The organism is Methanoregula sp. (assembly GCF_035543475.1).
Lineage (GTDB): Archaea > Halobacteriota > Methanomicrobia > Methanomicrobiales > Methanospirillaceae > Methanoregula.
Genome location: NZ_DATKKA010000010.1, coordinates 36,153 through 53,798, shown reverse-complemented (window position 1 = coordinate 53,798; position 17,646 = coordinate 36,153). Strand labels below are relative to the sequence as shown.

19 protein-coding genes and 1 tRNA gene are annotated in these 17,646 nt (G+C 55.8%); 11 read left to right on the top strand and 9 right to left on the bottom strand.

Annotated elements, in window-relative coordinates; all coding sequences use genetic code 11:
* Positions 1-62 precede the first annotated feature (62 nt).
* From VMS83_RS04400 to VMS83_RS04375, 6 genes are all read left to right on the top strand, one after another.
* Positions 63-1,061, top strand: a complete 999-nt coding sequence (locus VMS83_RS04400; protein WP_325410252.1) for a hypothetical protein — start codon at positions 63-65, stop codon at positions 1,059-1,061.
* Positions 1,062-1,116: 55 nt separating this feature from the next.
* Positions 1,117-1,575, top strand: coding sequence for a tetratricopeptide repeat protein (locus tag VMS83_RS04395; RefSeq protein WP_325410250.1), 459 nt, complete (start codon positions 1,117-1,119; stop codon positions 1,573-1,575).
* 126 nt (positions 1,576-1,701) lie between these two features.
* Entirely contained in the window at positions 1,702-2,190 is a 489-nt protein-coding gene (locus VMS83_RS04390) for a ferritin (protein WP_325410248.1), read from the top strand.
* A gap of 52 nt (positions 2,191-2,242) precedes the next feature.
* On the top strand, positions 2,243-3,613 hold the full coding sequence (locus VMS83_RS04385) for a response regulator (protein ID WP_325410246.1): 1,371 nt from the start codon (positions 2,243-2,245) through the stop codon (positions 3,611-3,613).
* Between the two features lie 63 nt (positions 3,614-3,676).
* On the top strand, positions 3,677-4,783 hold the full coding sequence (locus VMS83_RS04380) for a DUF362 domain-containing protein (protein WP_325410244.1): 1,107 nt from the start codon (positions 3,677-3,679) through the stop codon (positions 4,781-4,783).
* A gap of 204 nt (positions 4,784-4,987) precedes the next feature.
* Positions 4,988-5,365 carry an MscL family protein gene (locus VMS83_RS04375; RefSeq protein WP_325410242.1) on the top strand — a complete coding sequence of 126 codons (378 nt, stop codon included), beginning with the start codon at positions 4,988-4,990 and terminating at the stop codon, positions 5,363-5,365.
* Positions 5,366-5,556: 191 nt separating this feature from the next.
* Here the strand turns inward: VMS83_RS04375 and VMS83_RS04370 are convergent, their stop codons facing one another.
* From VMS83_RS04370 to VMS83_RS04360, 3 genes are all read right to left on the bottom strand, one after another.
* Positions 5,557-6,735, bottom strand: a complete 1,179-nt coding sequence (locus VMS83_RS04370) for an SLC13 family permease (RefSeq protein ID WP_325410240.1) — start codon at positions 6,733-6,735, stop codon at positions 5,557-5,559.
* Positions 6,736-6,843: 108 nt separating this feature from the next.
* On the bottom strand, positions 6,844-7,521 hold the full coding sequence (locus VMS83_RS04365) for a 2,5-diamino-6-(ribosylamino)-4(3H)-pyrimidinone 5'-phosphate reductase (RefSeq protein ID WP_325410302.1): 678 nt from the start codon (positions 7,519-7,521) through the stop codon (positions 6,844-6,846).
* A 56-nt stretch (positions 7,522-7,577) separates the two neighbouring features.
* The gene (locus VMS83_RS04360) at positions 7,578-9,572 is read right to left on the bottom strand and encodes a cation:proton antiporter (RefSeq protein ID WP_325410238.1); all 1,995 of its coding nucleotides are present in this window, start codon (positions 9,570-9,572) and stop codon (positions 7,578-7,580) included.
* Positions 9,573-9,779: 207 nt separating this feature from the next.
* On the opposite strand from VMS83_RS04360, the gene VMS83_RS04355 reads away from it, so the two are divergent.
* Positions 9,780-10,235 carry a hypothetical protein gene (locus VMS83_RS04355; protein ID WP_325410236.1) on the top strand — a complete coding sequence of 152 codons (456 nt, stop codon included), beginning with the start codon at positions 9,780-9,782 and terminating at the stop codon, positions 10,233-10,235.
* A gap of 38 nt (positions 10,236-10,273) precedes the next feature.
* Here VMS83_RS04355 and VMS83_RS04350 read toward each other — a convergent pair whose 3' ends face one another.
* The 5 genes from VMS83_RS04350 to VMS83_RS04330 form a co-directional block, all read right to left on the bottom strand.
* Complete coding sequence (locus VMS83_RS04350; protein WP_325410234.1) at positions 10,274-10,432, bottom strand: hypothetical protein; 159 nt, start codon at positions 10,430-10,432, stop codon at positions 10,274-10,276.
* A gap of 75 nt (positions 10,433-10,507) precedes the next feature.
* Positions 10,508-11,257, bottom strand: coding sequence for a hypothetical protein (locus VMS83_RS04345; RefSeq protein WP_325410233.1), 750 nt, complete (start codon positions 11,255-11,257; stop codon positions 10,508-10,510).
* 20 nt (positions 11,258-11,277) lie between these two features.
* A complete protein-coding gene (locus VMS83_RS04340) occupies positions 11,278-11,652 on the bottom strand; it encodes a hypothetical protein (RefSeq protein WP_325410232.1) in 375 nt (124 codons plus the stop codon).
* Positions 11,653-12,146: 494 nt separating this feature from the next.
* Positions 12,147-13,892: a CHASE4 domain-containing protein gene (locus VMS83_RS04335; RefSeq protein WP_325410230.1), complete on the bottom strand. Its 1,746-nt coding sequence runs from the start codon at positions 13,890-13,892 to the stop codon at positions 12,147-12,149.
* Between the two features lie 238 nt (positions 13,893-14,130).
* Positions 14,131-14,204: transfer RNA gene (locus VMS83_RS04330), tRNA-Phe, on the bottom strand.
* A 105-nt stretch (positions 14,205-14,309) separates the two neighbouring features.
* Here VMS83_RS04330 and VMS83_RS04325 point away from each other — a divergent pair.
* From VMS83_RS04325 to VMS83_RS04315, 3 genes are all read left to right on the top strand, one after another.
* A complete protein-coding gene (locus VMS83_RS04325; RefSeq protein WP_325410228.1) occupies positions 14,310-15,275 on the top strand; it encodes a phosphoesterase in 966 nt (321 codons plus the stop codon).
* 164 nt (positions 15,276-15,439) lie between these two features.
* Positions 15,440-15,952, top strand: coding sequence for a hypothetical protein (locus VMS83_RS04320; RefSeq protein WP_325410226.1), 513 nt, complete (start codon positions 15,440-15,442; stop codon positions 15,950-15,952).
* Positions 15,953-16,030: 78 nt separating this feature from the next.
* The gene (locus VMS83_RS04315) at positions 16,031-16,588 is read left to right on the top strand and encodes an HdeD family acid-resistance protein (RefSeq protein ID WP_325410224.1); all 558 of its coding nucleotides are present in this window, start codon (positions 16,031-16,033) and stop codon (positions 16,586-16,588) included.
* A gap of 150 nt (positions 16,589-16,738) precedes the next feature.
* Here VMS83_RS04315 and VMS83_RS04310 read toward each other — a convergent pair whose 3' ends face one another.
* Positions 16,739-17,002, bottom strand: a complete 264-nt coding sequence (locus tag VMS83_RS04310) for a UPF0147 family protein (protein WP_325410222.1) — start codon at positions 17,000-17,002, stop codon at positions 16,739-16,741.
* Between the two features lie 77 nt (positions 17,003-17,079).
* On the opposite strand from VMS83_RS04310, the gene VMS83_RS04305 reads away from it, so the two are divergent.
* Positions 17,080-17,508: an autoantigen p27 domain-containing protein gene (locus VMS83_RS04305; protein WP_325410220.1), complete on the top strand. Its 429-nt coding sequence runs from the start codon at positions 17,080-17,082 to the stop codon at positions 17,506-17,508.
* Positions 17,509-17,646: the final 138 nt, after the last annotated feature.

The following is a 17,646-nucleotide window of genomic DNA, read 5'->3' as shown; positions in this document are numbered from 1 at the left end:
GTTACGTCAGGTAAGAAGATATGGCGGTGCAGCAGGATGAAGACGGGAGAGGATGACGGGCCATGAAGACCAACATGCCCCTCACCCGGCCTATCCGCCGGTTCATTGCGGAGACCGAGCGGATGCTTGACACCGAGGTCACCCTGCTGCGCAAACCCGAGGCTCCCCCGGGCGGGACGCTCATCGACGTCTATTCGTATAACCTTGACAAGAACATCATCATCTTTCCTGCAAACTACATCGGCCTGTTAAAGGACTTTGTCATCGCAAAACAGTGCACCCACCTCCTCGTCAAGGGGGCGGCAGCAAAGACCGGCGGGTACCGGGTCCTCTCGTACAACGCGGACACGGTCTATACCGGGATGCGGCAGGTGTACCTCGACGCGCTCAAGGACGAGGCAAAGAAGGACAAAAAGCTGCCGGTCAAAAAACTCATCGACATGCTTTTTATCCTGTATAAGCAGTTCCACGATGATATCAACGAACTGCCCTGGAACCCGGTGGTCAACGCCCGGATCTATTATCGGATGGAGCAGCTGCGAAAGACCCAGCTCTACATCCTCCTCAAGGACGGCAAGCAGGACATGGATGAGATGATGGACATGATGGAGATCATCCCCCGGCGGTACTTCGTGCTCGACAAGTCCATGTTCTATGCCCGGGACCTCTACCTGGCAAAGACGCTTCCCGCCGACAAGCTGATGCCGGTAGTAAACATCCCCCAGATGAAGAAGTTCGACCACCTCGAGGTCAAGGAGATGCTCACCACCCGCTGGACGCATACGGCATGGTACCAGTCCAAGGTCTTTGGCGACAACATGCTCACGATCATGGAAAAGCACCTGACCGCAGACTGGAGTGCAGATTCCAGTCTCGAGTATTACGGGAACCTGTACAAGGTTGGGGTGAACCTCACCAACGCCATGCTCGCCTACATGACGATGAAGGACTGGTTTATCTGGGAAACGCCCCAACACCTGCTTGCCGCGGAGCAGGAAGCGCCAGTGTACGAAAAAGCAGCCTTAAAAAAGATCTTCGGCGACCTGATCGACGAATCCTGAGTATGACCGACCCATCCCATCACCTGGAAAAAGCCAACCCGGCCGGGAGCACCGTATGCCGGTGAGCGAGATCCCCCGCATCCTGAAGCGGGCGGAACAGTACGTCCGGCAGACCAAGTACAAGGAAGCCCTTGCACTGTACGACCAGGCGATCCGGCTCGAACCCAGAAACCCCGAGTGCTGGAGCCAGCGGGCGGGGGCGAAGATAGAGATGGAGCGTTTTGCCGATGCTGTCGCGGACTGCGACCAGGCACTCGCCCTCAACCCGAACCAGGCCGATGCCTGGTCGAGGAAGGCTCTGGCCCTTTCTCAGGTCGGGCAGTACGTGCCGGCCCTTGCTGCTGCCACCCGGGCCTCGACCCTCAATGCTAACGATGCGGTGGCCTGGTACGTGAAGGGGATCTGCCTTGAGGAGACCGGGAAGAGCGATGAGGCAGAGATCGCTTTTGCAAAATCGCTCGAGCTGGAGATCCTTCTCGATATCAAGGAAGAGAAGAACCGGATCCGGCGATAACCCGGGCCGCCATCCTTCTTTGCCCGCTTCCGGGTGGGCATCCCGTTTTTCCCGGACATTTGTTGTCACGGGCGATACCCTTATTAAAAACCAAATCAATCTCACGCGCATACAGGAGATCTTAGTATGTTATCCAAAACCATGGAAGAAGCACTGAACCGCCAGGTCAACCGCGAACTCTATTCCTCGTACCTCTACCTGGGAATGTCGGCTTATTTTACTTCGGTCAATCTCACCGGCTTTGCCCACTGGATGATGATCCAGTCCAATGAAGAAAGAGGGCATGCCATGAAGTTCTACGAGTACATTTTCGCACGGCAGGGGAAGGCAACTCTCGACACCATCGAGGCTCCCAAGGCAAAGTGGTCGTCGTCCGGCAAGGTCTTTGAAGAGGTGTATGCCCACGAGCAGAAAGTGACCGGGATGATCAATGCCCTTGTTGACCTCGCAATTAAGGAAAAGGATCACGCGACCTTCGAGATGCTCCAGTGGTTTGTCAAAGAGCAGGTCGAGGAGGAAGCAAATGCTGCCCTGATCGTGGATAAGATAAAGACCCTGGGGGATATTCCCGGGCACCTCTTCTATCTCGATCACGAGCTCTCCAAGCGCGCCTGATAATACATCCTTTTTTATCTTTTGCCGGATAAAAACGACATAACGGTCTGACATGCTCTCAGTGCTTATTATTGACGATGAGACGGAGGTCCTCAACGTCACCCGGCAGTTCCTGGAGCGGTTTGGCGAAATGAAGGTGATCACTTCCACCTCCGCAAAGGAGTCCCTGACCCTTTTAAACACCCAGACCTTCGATGCAATTATCGTGGACTACGATATGCCGGAGATCAACGGGATCGAGTTTTTAAAGATCCTCCGGTCCAAGGGGGACTCGACACCGGTTATCATCTTTACCGGGGTAGGCCGGGAATACGCGGCCATCGAGGCGCTCAACAACGGCGCGAACTTTTACTTAAAAAAAGGCGAGGAGATCCAGCCGCAGCTCCGGGAGATGGTCCACATGATCCGGCGGGCCGTCGAAGGCAAAATCGTCGGCAAAGGGATCGGGACCTCCCAGAAGATCCTTTCCGATGCTGTCCACTTCTTCTCCGAGCCGGCCTTTGCAATCGACCGGGACGGCAAGATAATCGCCTGGAACAAGGGGATGGCAGACCTCTCGGGTGTGGCTGCAGCGGACGTACTGGGAAAGAAGGACCATGCCTATGCGGTCGCCTTCTTCGGCAGCAAGGTGCCGTTCCTTGCAGACATGGTCTTCGAGGACGAGGCGGTCATCCGGAAGAACCGGTACTCGGTCATCGCAAAGGAGGACGGGATGATTACTGCCTGGATCAAGGCCCCGGCTAAGGAAGGAGGGGAGCGGGTTCTCTGGATGAAGGCAAAGGCGCTGTATGACGGCCGCGGGATCTTTGTCGGTATCATCCAGGCCATCCGGGACATCACCCATACTATCGGGACCGACCTCCTGCTCCAGGAAGAAAAGGCAGAAAAGGGAGAAAAGCCTGCCACTCCTGCCGGCCAGGGAAAGATGTTCGACCGGCTGCTGGGCAGGTCCAAGTCATATTACCAGGAAGGGCTCCGCCTCTATTACCGGGAGGGGAAGTACGAGGAGGCCATAGCCGCCTTTGACAAAGCGCTCGAGATCGAGCCCTCGCATGCCTTTGCATGGCATGACCGGGGTATCTGCCTGCGTGCCCTGGAGCGAAACGAGGAGGCCCTTGCCTCGATCACAAAAGCACTCGAACTTGCCCCCTCGGAAGAGGAGATCCTCTTTACCTGTGGGGAAACCCTCCAGAAACTGGGGATCCTCCGGGACGACAGCAAGATCCTCTCGGCCGCAGTGGACACCTACAACCAGCTGCTGGACAAGAACCCTGCCAACGCCGCGGCCTGGAACAACATGGGGATCTGCGTCCAGGCAATGGGGCGTGACGACCTCTCGCGCCAGTACTTCGAGCGGGCAAAGGACCTCAGGCGGTACAACAAGGAAAAGATCCGCAAGCGCAACCTTGACACACTGGTCTGAGGGTGCGGGCACGACTTTTAGATAGGTGTTGCGACAATAATCCTTCCGGGGATGAGTTCGGAAATGAAAAGCACCGTCTGGTTTGCCAGCATGCGGGCGCGATCGCCAAACGAGAGTACCGAGGCAAAGGTCCGCAGGCTCTTTGAGGCCGCGGGTTTTGATGCCTGTCTCCAGCCGTGGGACCGCACGGCGATAAAGCTCCATTTCGGGGAGCAGGGAAACGACTCCTACATCAGCCCGGTCTATGTCCGGCAGGTGGTGGAGAAGGTTAAGGCAGCAGGTGCCCTGCCGTTTGTGACGGACACCAATACCCTCTACCTGGGGAGCCGCTCAAATGCCGTTGATCATATCACGACCGCGATCCACCACGGGTTCGATTACGCAGTGGTCGGGGCGCCGGTGATCATTGCCGATGGCCTCTGCGGGAAGAACGTGGCACACGTGCAGATTAACAAAAAACATTTCAAGACCGTTCTGATCGCCGGAGATATTGCAGCGGCGGAGAGCATGATGGTCCTGACGCACTTCAAGGGGCACGAGGTGGCAGGCTTTGGCGGGGCGCTCAAGAACCTTGCCATGGGTTGTGCCCCGCCCCAGGGGAAGCGGGCGCAGCACCAGGCAAAGCCGTTCTCGATCCGGGATGCCTGCACCGGCTGCGGGCGGTGCGTTGAGGTCTGCCCGAAGTCGGCGATCACGCTCGTACACGAAAAGTCCTCGATCAACCACGAACTCTGCATCGGCTGCTTCGAGTGCATGACGGTCTGCCCGGCCCATGCGATCGATATCGACTGGGAGACCGAGATCCCGCTCTTCACGGAACGGGTGATCGAGTACGCGTACGGGGCGGTGCAGGGAAAGGCCGGAAAAATCGGTTATATCAGTTTCCTTACCCGGATCACACCTGACTGCGACTGCGTGCCGTGGAGTGATGCGTCCATTGTTCCGGACATCGGTATCCTCGCCTCGAAGGACCCGGTGGCGATCGATGCGGCGGCCTGCGATCTCGTGAACCAGCAGGCAGGCTTTAAGGAATCGTTCCTGCCCCGGCACCACCATGCAGGAGAGGACAAGTTTGCCGGCATGCGACCGAATACCGACGGGCCGTGCCAGCTGCGGTATGCCGAGGAGCTCGGGATGGGCACCCGGGATTACGAGCTGGTCCGGCTCTGATTTTTCAGGGTGTGGCCGTGGCTCTGGCGGTCCAAAAAACCTCTCTTTTCACCTGACGATCTCCTGCCGGTCTCTTCCGTAGCCCGCCAGGATCTCTTTTACGGGAAGCGGCAGAGTGTCTTTTGGTAAAAAGGGGAATTATAATTAATACGTTGTAAAAGGATCATTGATTCGGGGATGGTACCTTCTCCCCGGTGATTTATTATGGAGATTAAAAAACCCGAAGTCTCGGAAAAAGAGCTCAAGGCCGGCGTCATGAACCTGAGTAAGGGGGCACAGGGATTCAGCGAAGAGTTCATGGATTTTTTGAAGAAATACCAGGTCATCGGTCTTGCCGTTGCATTTGTCATAGGCACGGCTGCATCGACCCTGGTGACGGCACTGGTAAAGGACATTATCATGCCGTTTGTAGGCGTCATCATCCCCGGCGGGGACTGGCAGAACATGGTACTGCAGATCGGGCCCATCAAGTTCATGCCCGGGGATTTTGCGAGTGCCCTGATCAATTTCGTTATCATTGCCCTGGTGATTTTCCTGCTCGTAAAGTACATCATGAAGGGTGATGTGTCAAACAAAGTCTGAATTTTTTATCCCGATCCCGATTATTTTTCGGGCTTCCGGGCCCTGATCGGCCCAGATGTGCTGGCCGTACTTATTATCAGATCCGTGCGGTTCGGCCCGGGAGTTTTCATTCACCGGCAGGCAGGGAATTTTCCAGGACGTGGAATCCAGGCAGCTCAAGGGGAATACGTATCCCTCTTCCCCTGTTTTTCCTAGAGTACCCCAAGGCATACTGCATAGATCCCGACCTGTAAGAGTGTCAGCGGTACGCCGATCTTTGCAAATTCAAAAAAGGTAAGGGTTTCTCCCCGTGATTCCGCCTGCTGGATGATGATCACGTTGCTTGCCGCACCGAGGATCGTGAGGTTGCCGGCGATCGTGCTCCCGGCGGCAAGCGCCATGAGCCGGGCGGTGCCGCCGCCGGCCTGGAGGATGAGGGGCGAAAAGAGGGCAACAAAGGGCACGTTCGAGATGAACTGGCTGATGACCACGCTTGTTGCAAGGATTGCGGGGACGGAAGTCACCCCCGCGGTGCCGGCCACTGACTGGAAGAACCCGGTCTCCCAGACCGCTGCCATTAAAACAAACATCGCGGCAAAGAAGACGAGCGTGCACCAGTCAATGGACCGGAGCACCGCGACCCTCCGGGACGAGAAGACCAGGACGGGGAGGGCGGCGGCAACCCCGATCAGTGGCAAGGGGATGACGATCGCACCGGTGAAAAGCGATGCGATAATGTTTGCCAGTGCGAGCCCGACAAGGATCGCAAGCGAGCACTGCACGATCCGGGTGAGTGCGGGGTCCGGTGCGGTTGCCGGGCCGGTCTCACCGGCCAGCGGAACACCCAATTCCTTCCGATAAAAGAAGAAGAGCACCAGCCACGTCGCGGCAAGAGAGATCACCGTCGGCAGGAGGAGCGAGGAAGCAAACGTGACAAACGGTGCGGTCATCCCGCTGTTGACCGCCACAAGAAGGTTCTGCGGGTTACCGATCGGGCTTGCCACGCTCCCGGTGGTGATGGCAAAGGCGAGGGCGAGAAGGAGCATCTTTGCCGGGAGGCGGGACCGGGCGGCAAGTCCCAGAACGAGTGGCGTACCGATGATGGCGAGCGTATCGTTCATGAGCAGCGCAGAGAGGATCCCAAAGCAAAAGAGTACAAGGATTACGAGCTCCCCCGGGGTGCGTGCATGACGGAAGAGCCGGCGGGCAAGCATATCGAGGTACCCGCTCCGGGAGAGCGCCTCCCCCACGACGAACATCCCGAAGAGAAAGACCATCACGTCAATGTTGATCGCATAAATGGCGTTGACCGGGGAGATCTGGCCCAGGAGGAGGACTGCCAGTGCTCCACCGAGCATGACCTGCCAGATCCGGAGGGTGAACCTGCTCACCTGCCTTACGGCGATCAGGAAAAAGACCGCGGCAAGGACAATAACCGCAAGATACGTAGCAGATTATTTTCCCGTGCCGGCAAAAAAAGCATCGGACAAAAAAGCAGATTAGCGCCGGACGGTCCAGTGGAGGAGAACACCGTCGTCCACCCGGGTCACGTCCGCAAGCGTGAGCCGGGCAAAATCGCTCTCCCGTACCCAGCCCTCGCCGTCGGCAAGGGTGGGTGCATCCTTCCCGCTGATCACGATACTCCCGATGTAGGTGTAGATCTCGTCTACAAGCCCGGCCCGGACGAGCCCGGCAATCAGCGTTCCCCCACCTTCTACCATCAGGCGCCGGATGCCCATGTGCCCAAGCTCATCAAGCACCCGGGGGAGGTCCACCTCGTCCCTGCCCGCGGTGATGACCGTTGCTTTCTCCCGGAGCGTCGCCACCCGTGCCGGGTCGGCCCGCTCTGCAACTGCCACGACCCGCAAACCGTCGCCCTTATTGAGGATCGCAGCTTCGGGAGGTATCCGGGCCCCGCTGTCGATGACGACCCGTACCGGGTGCTCCGGCCTCCCCCCCTGCTGGCGCTCTGCTTTGAGATCGGGGTTTTTCACCGTCAGCGAAGGGTCGTCGGCAAGTACCGTCCCGATCCCGACCATCACCGCGTCGCACCCGGCCTTGAGCCGGTCCACGCGGGCAAAATCATTGCTGCCGGAGATCTTCACCTGCCGGCGTTCGCGGGTGGAGAGCTTCCCGTCCGCACTCATCGCCACGTTGACCACGACCGAGGGGCGCATATGCATAAGTGTCTCGCTGTGGTAATTTTTATATTCCCCGGTGCCCGGGCAGACTATCATACCGGCGCCGAGAAGAGCGGGATGATCTTTCCTGCCTTCTCGTCCGTGATAAATAAGACCAGCGTGTCCCCGGCCTCGAGGCGGAGGGACGGGTCAGGAGTGGAGAAACGCATCGATCCCCGGCGGAACCCGAACTCCCGGATGCCAAAGCGCTCTTTTAATGCCAGTTCACCGATGGTCTTTCCTTCCACTTCAGAACCTGCCTCCACCTGGACCGTGTGGATGTGCGTTGCCTTAAAAAGCGTCTCAAAGTTCTGGACCTTCTGGTGCTGCGTGGGGTCGGTGCACCGGGTAAAAAGAGCGTCGCCCAGGCGCCGGGTCCGCTGGATGATCCGGTTCACCTCCTCATCGGGGAACTCGTAGCGTTTCAGGGCCCGGACAAAGATCTCGAGGGCCGACTCAAACTCCTCGGAGATGACCTCGTCCGCCCCAAGGTCGAGCAGGTGCTGGGCATTCCTGACATGCCGGGTCCGTGCAAGGATATGGACGCCGGGTGAGAGCTGCCGGGCCGTGTGGATGATCCGGGGAACGGCCTCCTCCTCGGAAACGGTGACGACCATCGCCCGTGCATGCCGGATGCCGGCGTGTTCGAGCACCTCCTCCTGCACGGCATCGCCAAAGATGAAGTTGGGACGGTACTGGGATCGCTCCTGCCGGATGATCTCGGGGTTGAGCTCGATGACCATGTAGGGGATACCGGCGAGCGTTGCCGCCCGTGCCACGCTCTTGCCGGTAATGCCGTAGCCGGCAATGACGATGTGGTTGGAGAGGATCTCGGCCGGGGAACTCTCTTCCGGCTCCGGGGTCTTTTGCCGTGACGATCGCGCCGGGAAGACCCGGTAGAAGAGGTCTACCGCGCGGGGGGATGCGCGCATGGCAAAGGGCGTGAATGCCATGGTTACGATGGCGCCGGCCAAAAAGACCTGGTACACCGGCTCCTGGATGACCCCGGCATCCCGGCCGGTCCCGGCAAGGACAAAGGAGAACTCCCCGATCTGGGCGAGCGCAAGACCGGTAAAGATGCAGACCCGGGTGGGCATCCTCAGCACCGTTGCGGCGAAGGACCCGGTCAGGACCTTGACGAGGAAGATCCCCAGGATCGTGATCACGACAAAATAGAGATTGTCGAGTATGGTGCCCGTGTCTAAGAGCATCCCGATCGAGAGGAAGAAGATGGCGGCAAAGACATCGCGGAAGGGGATGATGTGGCCCAGGGCGTCGATGTTGTAATCCGATTCGCCGATGATCAGGCCGGCAATGAATGCCCCCAGCGTAAACGAAAGCCCGGCTTCGCTCGTGAGCCAGGCAATGACGATGCAGATGCCGGCAATGGTGAAGAGGAAAAGCTCACGGCTGCGTTCCTTTGCAACCTTGAAGAGGAGCCGGGGGATGCCCCAGTACCCCAGGACAACGATCACAAGGAAGATGAGGGCTATCTTGGCTGCCTCGTAGGGGACCTCGGAGAAATCGAAGGTTGAGCTGTTCCCGGCCAGGAGCGGTACGATCAGCATCATCGGGATGATGGCAAGGTCCTGGCAGATCAAAATCCCCAGAAGCGTCCTACCCTGGAGCGTGTCCACCTCCCCCTTGTCCTGGAGGATCTTCATCACGATCGCGGTGCTCGAAAGGGAGACGATAAAGCCGAAGAGCAGTGCCTCGTTAAACGGCATCTGGAACGCCAGGTTGATCGCGGTCGTGGCAACGATGGTAGTGCAGATCTGGGCAAGGCCGCCGATGATGACTGCCCGCCACGAGCGCAGGAAGGACTGGAACGAGAACTCGAGACCGATTGTAAAGAGGAGCAGGACGATACCGATCTCCCCGATCGTGGCAATCAAAGACTGGTCAGTGATGAGTGCAAGGCCAAAAGGCCCCGCTACCATCCCGATCACAAGAAAACTGACAATGCTGGGCAGGCCGAAGCGGTGGCCATAGTACAGGAGGATAATCGACAGGACAATAACACCGACGGCAGCAAGCATGATGTCCATGAAAGAATCCTCCCTGAGTACCCCACAACGAAGTACCAGAGTTCCGTCGGGAAAAGTATTATAGGTTCCGGGAATCCGCCGGGCCGGTCACCAGGGGCAGGAATTGCCGGATAGGGGCCTCGCTGCCGTACAGGACATGGACGTCCCCGGGCTGAATATCAGGTAAAAACAGAAACAATTATTGCGGGTAATGATCTACCCCGTCATATGTCTAAGAAAAAAGCCATTGTTTTTCTTGCCCTTGTTTGTCTTGCGGTGATTTTTGTGGCTGGATGTACCAGCAGCACGACCAGTTCCAGTGCTCCGGCTGGCACGGTGCCGGCTTCGCCGGCCACAACACAGATTTCAACACCTGGCGCGGCAACTCCGGCAGCAGCACCCGGAGCTGCAGCATCGCAGGATCCTATTGTCGGCAAATGGTCAACTCCCACGGTACAGGGTGACAGCGCACAGGTTGTCTTCGGTGCTGACGGAAGTTTCACCGGTTATCTCAACGGGGGGAGCCAGGTAATGAAATCCGGGACCTGGCAGAGTGCCGGCAATGGCAAGTATACCATAACGATCACGGGCCGGACTGCACCGGCGAACTGGGTGCTTGATGCCAGTTCCGGTACGGCCCATGATACCGAATATCCGTCACTGGTATATTCACGTGTCAGCTGAAAGGAAGGTAGTTTCACCTTCTTTTGCAGGGCCATTTTTTACTTTTTTAAGTATCCCGGGACAACGATAACGAGAAAGATGAGGGCTATCCTGGCTGGCCCGTAGGGGACCTTGGAGAAATCGAACGTCGGGCTGTTCCCGGCAGGGAGCGGTACGATCAGCATCACCGGGATAATGGCAAGGTCCTCGCAGATCAAAATTCCCCGGGCAGCTTAGGCAGGGGCCGGTACATCATGCCTTTCAGAACCTTATCGGCACCGAAAAGAGGGGGACTATTTTCTCCGTAGCGTAAAGAGAGCGATAAAAAGCACCAGGATGGGGACGAAGAATATCGAGGTTTCACTTGGTGTCAGGGGCCTCAGGGATATTGTGGTGGAAGTGGTGGGGGCAACGATCACTTTCTGTGGCACAACAGATACCAGCGCGAACATGGAAAGTCCCCCTGGTGATTCGCCGGTATAGATCATATTGAAAGAGCTATCCAGTCCGGAAAATTGTGTATTGAGCAGCTGGGATGTCCCGTCATCTGCCAGCCGGACGATTTTCACACCCGAGATCCCGCCGTGGTTCAGCACCCACGATGGCGCAATGCTCATGGTGACAGAAGATTGACCGATATAGGTCTTATCTGCAAGATCCGTCTTTTTAACCTGCGCAGTATAGGCAACTGCATCCAGACGATATCCATTTTCATTGACGGTATTCCCGATTACGGTCGCCGTATGGGCATCCGGCTTTTCGGCAAGAGAAAGCCCGACCAAGGCATCTTCAGGAGGCATATTATTCATTTCTGAATGGAATGCCGCAGAAACCATGCCTTTTCCGGCAAACTGCGCGGTAACGGGGAAACTTTGCATTGAAATTGATCCAATTTCTGCAGAAATTTGTCCGTTATTCACTGTCGGGGCTGATTGAGGTGTAATGGTGATTACCACCGGGCCATTCTCCAACGAAATGGCATTATTATGTTCTGAAATTTTCTCTCCTGAACGTTGGGCTTCCTGCTCGTTGATGGTGATCATCTTGCCCGTACCAGCAGAGCTTACTGTTGCTCCCTTGACACCTGCCGTGACAAAATAGGATCCTTCACGCTGGGTTCCTGTTTGCGCCTGCCCCTGATTCCCTCCGGAGTTACCGTTTCCGGAATTGGCATTATTCCCGGATCTGCCTTCTCCGGAATTGCTGTTTTTGGAGTTACCGTTTCCGGAATTGGCATTATTCCCGGATCCGCTCCCTCCGGAATTGCTGTTCCCGGAGTTACCGGCCCCGGAATGGCCGCCTCCATTGCCACCACCGGATCCACCGCCACCGGATCCACCGCCACCGGATCCACCACCGGATCCACCACCACCGGATCCACCACCACCGGATCCACCGCCGCCGTGGCCACCGCCGCCGTGGCCACCGCCACCGCCATGGCCGCCGCCTCCACGTGCCAATAATGGTGTGGTGGAGGCAGAAGAATCAGGGACTGCCATTGCGGTCACCGGAACCGAATTTCCGGAACTGCTCTCCTGTATTCCTGCTCGTCCCGAACCATTCTGTGAGAACGATGACGTAAGCAACACACCATTTACCGTCATCTGCATGACACTCAGAACAACAAGGAACACCAGAATTTTTCTGATGTGCATGTACAGATTGGGTCCAGACATCCGTATCCTGACCAGATACTCGTTCTTACCAACATATTTTGATATTATATGCGACATTGTACCCGTTTTTAAAAAAATATACGATTGAGGGTAGGTTCTGCTATCCTAGTATGGAATGATAAATTTTTCGCATAATTGTCATTAAATAAATCCCATTGACAAAATGATTTCCGGAAATCCCCGTAGTTATCTCCTGTACTAAGGGAGACCAATTGTTTTTAACATCCGGGATAAAAATTGAAACGCGACTGTTGTTTTATTTTTTTCCCAGGCCGTAATATTTCCGCAGGAATTCGCGGATTTTTTCAGATTCAATATAGCCTTGGTCGAGTTTACAAACAATCTCATTTATCATTTTCGCCAGCCGGATGAGTTTTTCTTTATGGACATCCTCCATCAGATCGGCGGTCCCGATAATACCCTGGATGGGATTTCGCAGCTGATCATTGAGGATTGCAAACTGCTGCATGTTCTTCTCGATCTGCTGGAATGCTTCCCTCTTCAGTCGCTCAACATCCTTTCGTTCGGTGATGTCGCGAGTGATGATCAGAACCGCTTTTTCACCAAACTCGTCGAAGGTGTGAGCAATGACTTCGATGGGGATCAGGGTTCCCTGCTTTGTGCGATACGATCCTTCAAAATGAACCTTCCCGTTTGAGATAAGCTGCTGTATCAGGGAATCATGATCCGTTGAATTTTCTGTTGCAAGGAAATCAACCAGCTTCATTGAGGCCAGTTCAGGGCGGGAATACCCGAGTATTTCAACTGCTGCATTATTCGCCTCAATCAACTCGCCGAACCCCTGCTCGTTACTGAACCGCCAGACAAGAACGGGATCAACGATACTGTTAAAAAAAAGCTGATAACTTTTCTCTCTCTGGTCCAGACGGCTTTTGAGATACTGCTGGGACACTTCGAGTTCACCCAGCATGGAGTTGACACCGGTGGCCAGTTGCGCCACTTCATCGGTCCCGGTAACCGAAACACGCGCCGAGAAATCCCGGGCAGCTCCGATAGAGTTCACGCGATTGCTCACGTACAGGAGCCGGGAGATAACGGTTTCATCGAGCAGCATCAGCATGATCACTCCCAGGGAGATCCCTAAAATGACCAGACATGCAAAGAAGTAAATAATCGTCGAATTTCCTTCGGCATAGATAAGCCGGGGTATGGTAAGTCGCAGGATAAGCAGTGGCGACCCGTTTATGTCCCGTATGAGTGCGTAGGTCCCGATATTGTTACTGTCAAGGACTGCGATATACACCGGGGCGTTGACAGTGATGGCATCGTTTCCCTGGATCTGGACAAAAGGTTCCGTTCCGTTCTCAAATGATGCCATCGCCGCTTCATAGTCCCCGGGAGGGGCAGGGTCGTCATAGCGACGTATCTCAAGTGGCAGCTGTACCAGGTTGCCCAACCGCTGAACTTCGGCTGCATCGAGATACCTTGCCATGAGTATATAGCCAACCGGTGTGGCTGATGAGTCAGGACCATATACCGGCTGGACTGCAAGGAGAAGAGGATCCTTTGGATCACTCATAATACCGATGAAACCGGTCCCCTGCGATTGCATGGTTGAAATAACGGCCGGAGACAGGGGGATGGTTACAAGAGATAATGGGACCGGTGTCTCCTGCTGTTTTTCTATATCGTACCCTGTTCCGGCGATTAATCCCCCGGAAGCGTTATAAAAAAGAATATAGTTGAACCTGAGGTGATCGAGCGTTCGGTTATCGAGTTCCAAAAGAAGGCCGGGTTTATTCGCCTGTACAATGGAATCCTCTATTGAATTCCGCGATGACCAGTCCTGGGCGACAGCATCGAGCTGGTTGGTATCTGCTGCCAGTATCGAGAGGGCACGGTTCGTATCTTTTTGGGCACTCTGGACTTCAACGGTATGAAATGCATCCATAACGATGGTTTCCGAGGCGATCAAAAAAACGAGTAAAATGGCGACAAGCGTTGCAGAGAAGATGAGGATGGTCTTTGTCCGGATTTTCACAACGTATCCGCCACCACGCTGTTCTGCTTAGTTCTGGTAATGATTCCCCGGGAGTTATTACACTATCGCCAGTACATTTCCCGGGTTTTCATCGACCAATTCAGGATGACCCGGCGACCTGAAATCCGCAGAAATGCCGGAACTACACCACGAGAATTGTATTATGTGTAATCTGCAAAGGGAAAATGCGGGCAAATAAAGCCCGAAAATAAAATCAGGATTTAACCCTTTGTCCAAATGCCCCAGCCCGGATTTGAACCGGGGACAACCAGATCTTCAGTCTGGCGCTCTCCCAGTCTGAGCTACTAGGGCAGGAGTACAAATGTTGGCACTTGTGCTTAATAAATGATACGCCCGGCCGGGGATCATCTCCCCTGACGTCTCCTATTTATATCCCGCCATGCCAGTATTAACCTGATGCCCCCCCCGCCTTCCTACGAGGATGATGCCGGCCTGGCCCGCGCCGTAGCGTCCCGTACCGCTCATGTGGTCCACCTGACCCACAATGATCTCGACGCGGTCGGGGCCGATGCAATCCACCGGATGAGGTTTGGAAAGGAGGGCGTGTTTACCATCTGGTGCTCGGTGGGAAAGTTCCCCGGGCTCTTCTCTCTTGTTGCGTCCTGCCCCGGAAAAGGGGACCTTCTCTCGGTCTCCGACTTAGGCTGCCGGAAGGATATGAAAGAGACGGTTGCACGGGCACGGGCAAACGGGTGGGTGATCGAGTGGCGCGACCACCACCGATGGCGCGAGGAGGAGATCGCAGGTGTCAGGAACGCAGTCTCTGTTCTTCATATCGATACAGAGATCTGCGCCACGGGGATCGTTGCCCGCGACCTCTTGCCGGACAACCCCGTGGCGGCGGAAGTGGCCCGGGTTGTCTGCGATTATGATCTCTGGCGGCACGCAGATCCCCGGTCCGCGGTACTGGGCCAGGTGCTCCAGCGCAAGAAGAACCGGGAGCATGTCCGGGACTGCCTGGTGGCGGGGATCTTCTCCGATGCACTCATCGAGGCCGAGAACGCTGAGATCCGTGCAGAGATGGCAGAGATGATGAAGCGCAGCCTTGCCCATGCGAGCTTCCGGGGGAAGAAGTACCGGATTGTCTTTGCCCCGCTCTACGGGTACCCGAGCGAGACAGCACACTTCATCAGGAAGGAGAAGGGGACCGATATCGAGGTGATTATCGGTAAAGACGGGAAGTTCTCGATCCGATCGGTACCGCCGGTCAGCCACCTGATCGCCCGGGAGTTTGGCGGTGGGGGCCACCCGAACGCGGCAGGCGGGAGTTTCTCCTTTACCGTTGTCGAGCGGTTCACGTGGTGGCTTTTCAAGAAGAGCCGGCATTTCGATGACTTGGTTACCGTTGCCGAGCGGCTCTGAGAGCCGCCGACCTGTTCTTATCCGGAAAAACACCATTTTCCTGTGCAGGAAATCCGATCCTGAATGATCCGGGACATCCCCGGGAAAATAACCGCTTCTCCGACGTAATTATGGTGTCAGCAGCAAGCCTTTATAGCTAAAATTGTAATCTAAACCTGACACCTATGAAGCGCAGTTATCTGATCCTTGGGGGAATCCTCATTGTTTTACTGGCGGTCATGCCGGCACAGGCATTCACCGCAAAGACGCTTACCGTGACCTTAAACGGGAACGGCGATGCACAGGCAGATATGCAGTACGATCTCTCGTTTGTGGAACAGGCTGCGATCTTTCTCCACGCGGCCAACCCCTCTGCCACCCTCCAGAACGCCCTTTCAGAGAACCTCGGCCGGCCGGTCACCGTAGTCAGCGCCGACATGTCCTCGGCAGACGTGATCATCCCCTCTTTTGCCAGCGTCGTGCAGTCGGGAGGCAGTACTATCATGACCACACCGGCCTTCTCCTTTGCAAATGCCCAGCAGGAAGTCAGGAACGAATGGTACGGATCCCTGATCTCTGCCAATTTCGCGCCGCAGACCACCACGATCACCTTCCCGGACGGTTACCAGGCGGGCTTCAACAACCAGATCAGCATCCCCTCCCTCACTCATACGCTGGCAGCACAAACCGGCGCCTGAGAACCTATTTTCCCGGAACCCGGGAATTAATATAAAAATCTTTATCGTGGTGCACGCCGGAACGGTTCATTGGTGCCTATGGCCACGAATGTATCTGCCGGCGACAATACTACCGGCGTAAAATGGGGAGCTCTCGTGCTTCTCGGTTTGCTTGCAGTAATCTTTGGTCTTCTGGTTGTTCTCTTCCCGACACTCTCAGCAACGGTGCTTGTTGAACTGATCGGGATCCTGATCATCCTGTCCTCGTTTGCTGCGGTGATGCTTGCCGCTCTCTCGCCAGGAGGCTGGAAAGAATCGTTCCTCCTTGCGTTGCTTGCGATCATCGGGTTCTTCTTCGGGATTGCCACGATTATTGCTCCCATAATCATGGGTCAGGTGATCATCGTGATCGCCGGCATCGCCCTGTTCCTGGGAGGCCTCATCGGGCTGGTCCTCGCTGTCGGTGAACCGCACATGATGCACCGTGGCCTTTTCGCTCTCCAGGGGGTCCTTGCGATCATCCTGGGTCTCCTGATCTCCCTGGTCCCGGTTATCGGTGTTGCCCTGATGGTGATCATTGTCGGCGCACTTCTGGTGATCTACGGGATCGTGGGAATTGTCCTCGGGTACTGCGTCCGCGCTGCCAGCACAGCCTGAACAGCAGAAAACATCATCTTTTTTTCCCGAAGGGATTGCCTGTCCTTCTTCCGGCATCATTCCCGTGCCGGCGTGAGTGCGGGGCGCCCGGAAAAGAGGATCAGGGAAAAAGTGATAATTAAAATAAAACAGAAAAAACCGCCGCCGGGCCTAGTCCAGCGGTATTGTCTCGAGCTGGGACACCAGCTCCCAGATCCGGGTCCGTGCATGAATGGGCATGTTGGGATCATTGGAGATTTCATCGATTTTTGAGATTGCTTCTGCAGCGCGCAGGCCCATGGCCTTGTTGTTGTTGGAGAGCAGGATCCGGGTTTCATCGGCAACACGCCGGATGTTTCTCGGGATCGTGCTGTCCTCCTGGATGTGCTGCAGCATCAGGATACAGTTTTCCATTGTCTTTTCGGGATTTGGCATGGTATCACCTACCGCGTACCTGTAGTTAATACGTATAACTCGCATATATAGTTTGGATATTAACCAGACGGTGACGTATGCCCGAGAAAAAAGACGATGAGATCATGGCCGAGTATCTCTTGAAAGGGGGAAAGATGCTCGAAAAGTCCTGCCCGGTATGCGGCTGTCCGCTCTTTGAATACAAGAAAAAGACGTTCTGTGTTGTCTGCGCGGAGAAAGATGCCGCGGCAAAGCTCGCGAAGACCACAAAGGCCCCTTCAGCGCCGGCGGCAGCAGACCCCCATTCCCACAACCACGCCATAGGATGTTCCTGTGGCGGGGATCATAATGCTGAGCCCTGTTCATGCGAAGAGGAGGAAGGAGGCATGCTTGCCGAAGAAATTGCGATGACGGTCCATGCGCTCTGCGAACGGATCAATAACGAAAAAGACCCAAACCATATCCTGACGCTGATGACCGCGGTGAAGACCGGGGCCGAGGCACTTGAGATTTTGTGCCGGTTGTAAGTGGAATATTTTTGTAAACATTTTTTTCACCGGTTCACATGGGCTGGTGTGCGACCTCTTCCCGTCAAGGGGCTTTTCCGGGACACGGCGGGACTGATTGTTAACGATCTGATGCATTTGCAAAATGAGTTTTCCCAT

Bases quoted from the DNA above. Each gene is read 5' to 3' on its own strand.
- VMS83_RS04400 (WP_325410252.1), top strand. From the start codon at position 63: ATGAAGACCAACATGCCCCTCACCCGGCCTATCCGCCGGTTCATTGCG.
- VMS83_RS04395 (WP_325410250.1), top strand. From the start codon at position 1,117: ATGCCGGTGAGCGAGATCCCCCGCATCCTGAAGCGGGCGGAACAGTAC.
- VMS83_RS04390 (WP_325410248.1), top strand. From the start codon at position 1,702: ATGTTATCCAAAACCATGGAAGAAGCACTGAACCGCCAGGTCAACCGC.
- VMS83_RS04385 (WP_325410246.1), top strand. From the start codon at position 2,243: ATGCTCTCAGTGCTTATTATTGACGATGAGACGGAGGTCCTCAACGTC.
- VMS83_RS04380 (WP_325410244.1), top strand. From the start codon at position 3,677: ATGAAAAGCACCGTCTGGTTTGCCAGCATGCGGGCGCGATCGCCAAAC.
- VMS83_RS04375 (WP_325410242.1), top strand. From the start codon at position 4,988: ATGGAGATTAAAAAACCCGAAGTCTCGGAAAAAGAGCTCAAGGCCGGC.
- VMS83_RS04365 (WP_325410302.1), bottom strand. From the start codon at position 7,521: ATGCGCCCCTCGGTCGTGGTCAACGTGGCGATGAGTGCGGACGGGAAG.
- VMS83_RS04360 (WP_325410238.1), bottom strand. From the start codon at position 9,572: ATGGACATCATGCTTGCTGCCGTCGGTGTTATTGTCCTGTCGATTATC.
- VMS83_RS04355 (WP_325410236.1), top strand. From the start codon at position 9,780: ATGTCTAAGAAAAAAGCCATTGTTTTTCTTGCCCTTGTTTGTCTTGCG.
- VMS83_RS04345 (WP_325410233.1), bottom strand. From the start codon at position 11,257: ATGATCACCATCAACGAGCAGGAAGCCCAACGTTCAGGAGAGAAAATT.
- VMS83_RS04340 (WP_325410232.1), bottom strand. From the start codon at position 11,652: ATGGCGGTGGCGGTGGCCACGGCGGCGGTGGCCACGGCGGCGGTGGAT.
- VMS83_RS04325 (WP_325410228.1), top strand. From the start codon at position 14,310: ATGCCCCCCCCGCCTTCCTACGAGGATGATGCCGGCCTGGCCCGCGCC.
- VMS83_RS04320 (WP_325410226.1), top strand. From the start codon at position 15,440: ATGAAGCGCAGTTATCTGATCCTTGGGGGAATCCTCATTGTTTTACTG.
- VMS83_RS04315 (WP_325410224.1), top strand. From the start codon at position 16,031: ATGGCCACGAATGTATCTGCCGGCGACAATACTACCGGCGTAAAATGG.
- VMS83_RS04310 (WP_325410222.1), bottom strand. From the start codon at position 17,002: ATGCCAAATCCCGAAAAGACAATGGAAAACTGTATCCTGATGCTGCAG.
- VMS83_RS04305 (WP_325410220.1), top strand. From the start codon at position 17,080: ATGCCCGAGAAAAAAGACGATGAGATCATGGCCGAGTATCTCTTGAAA.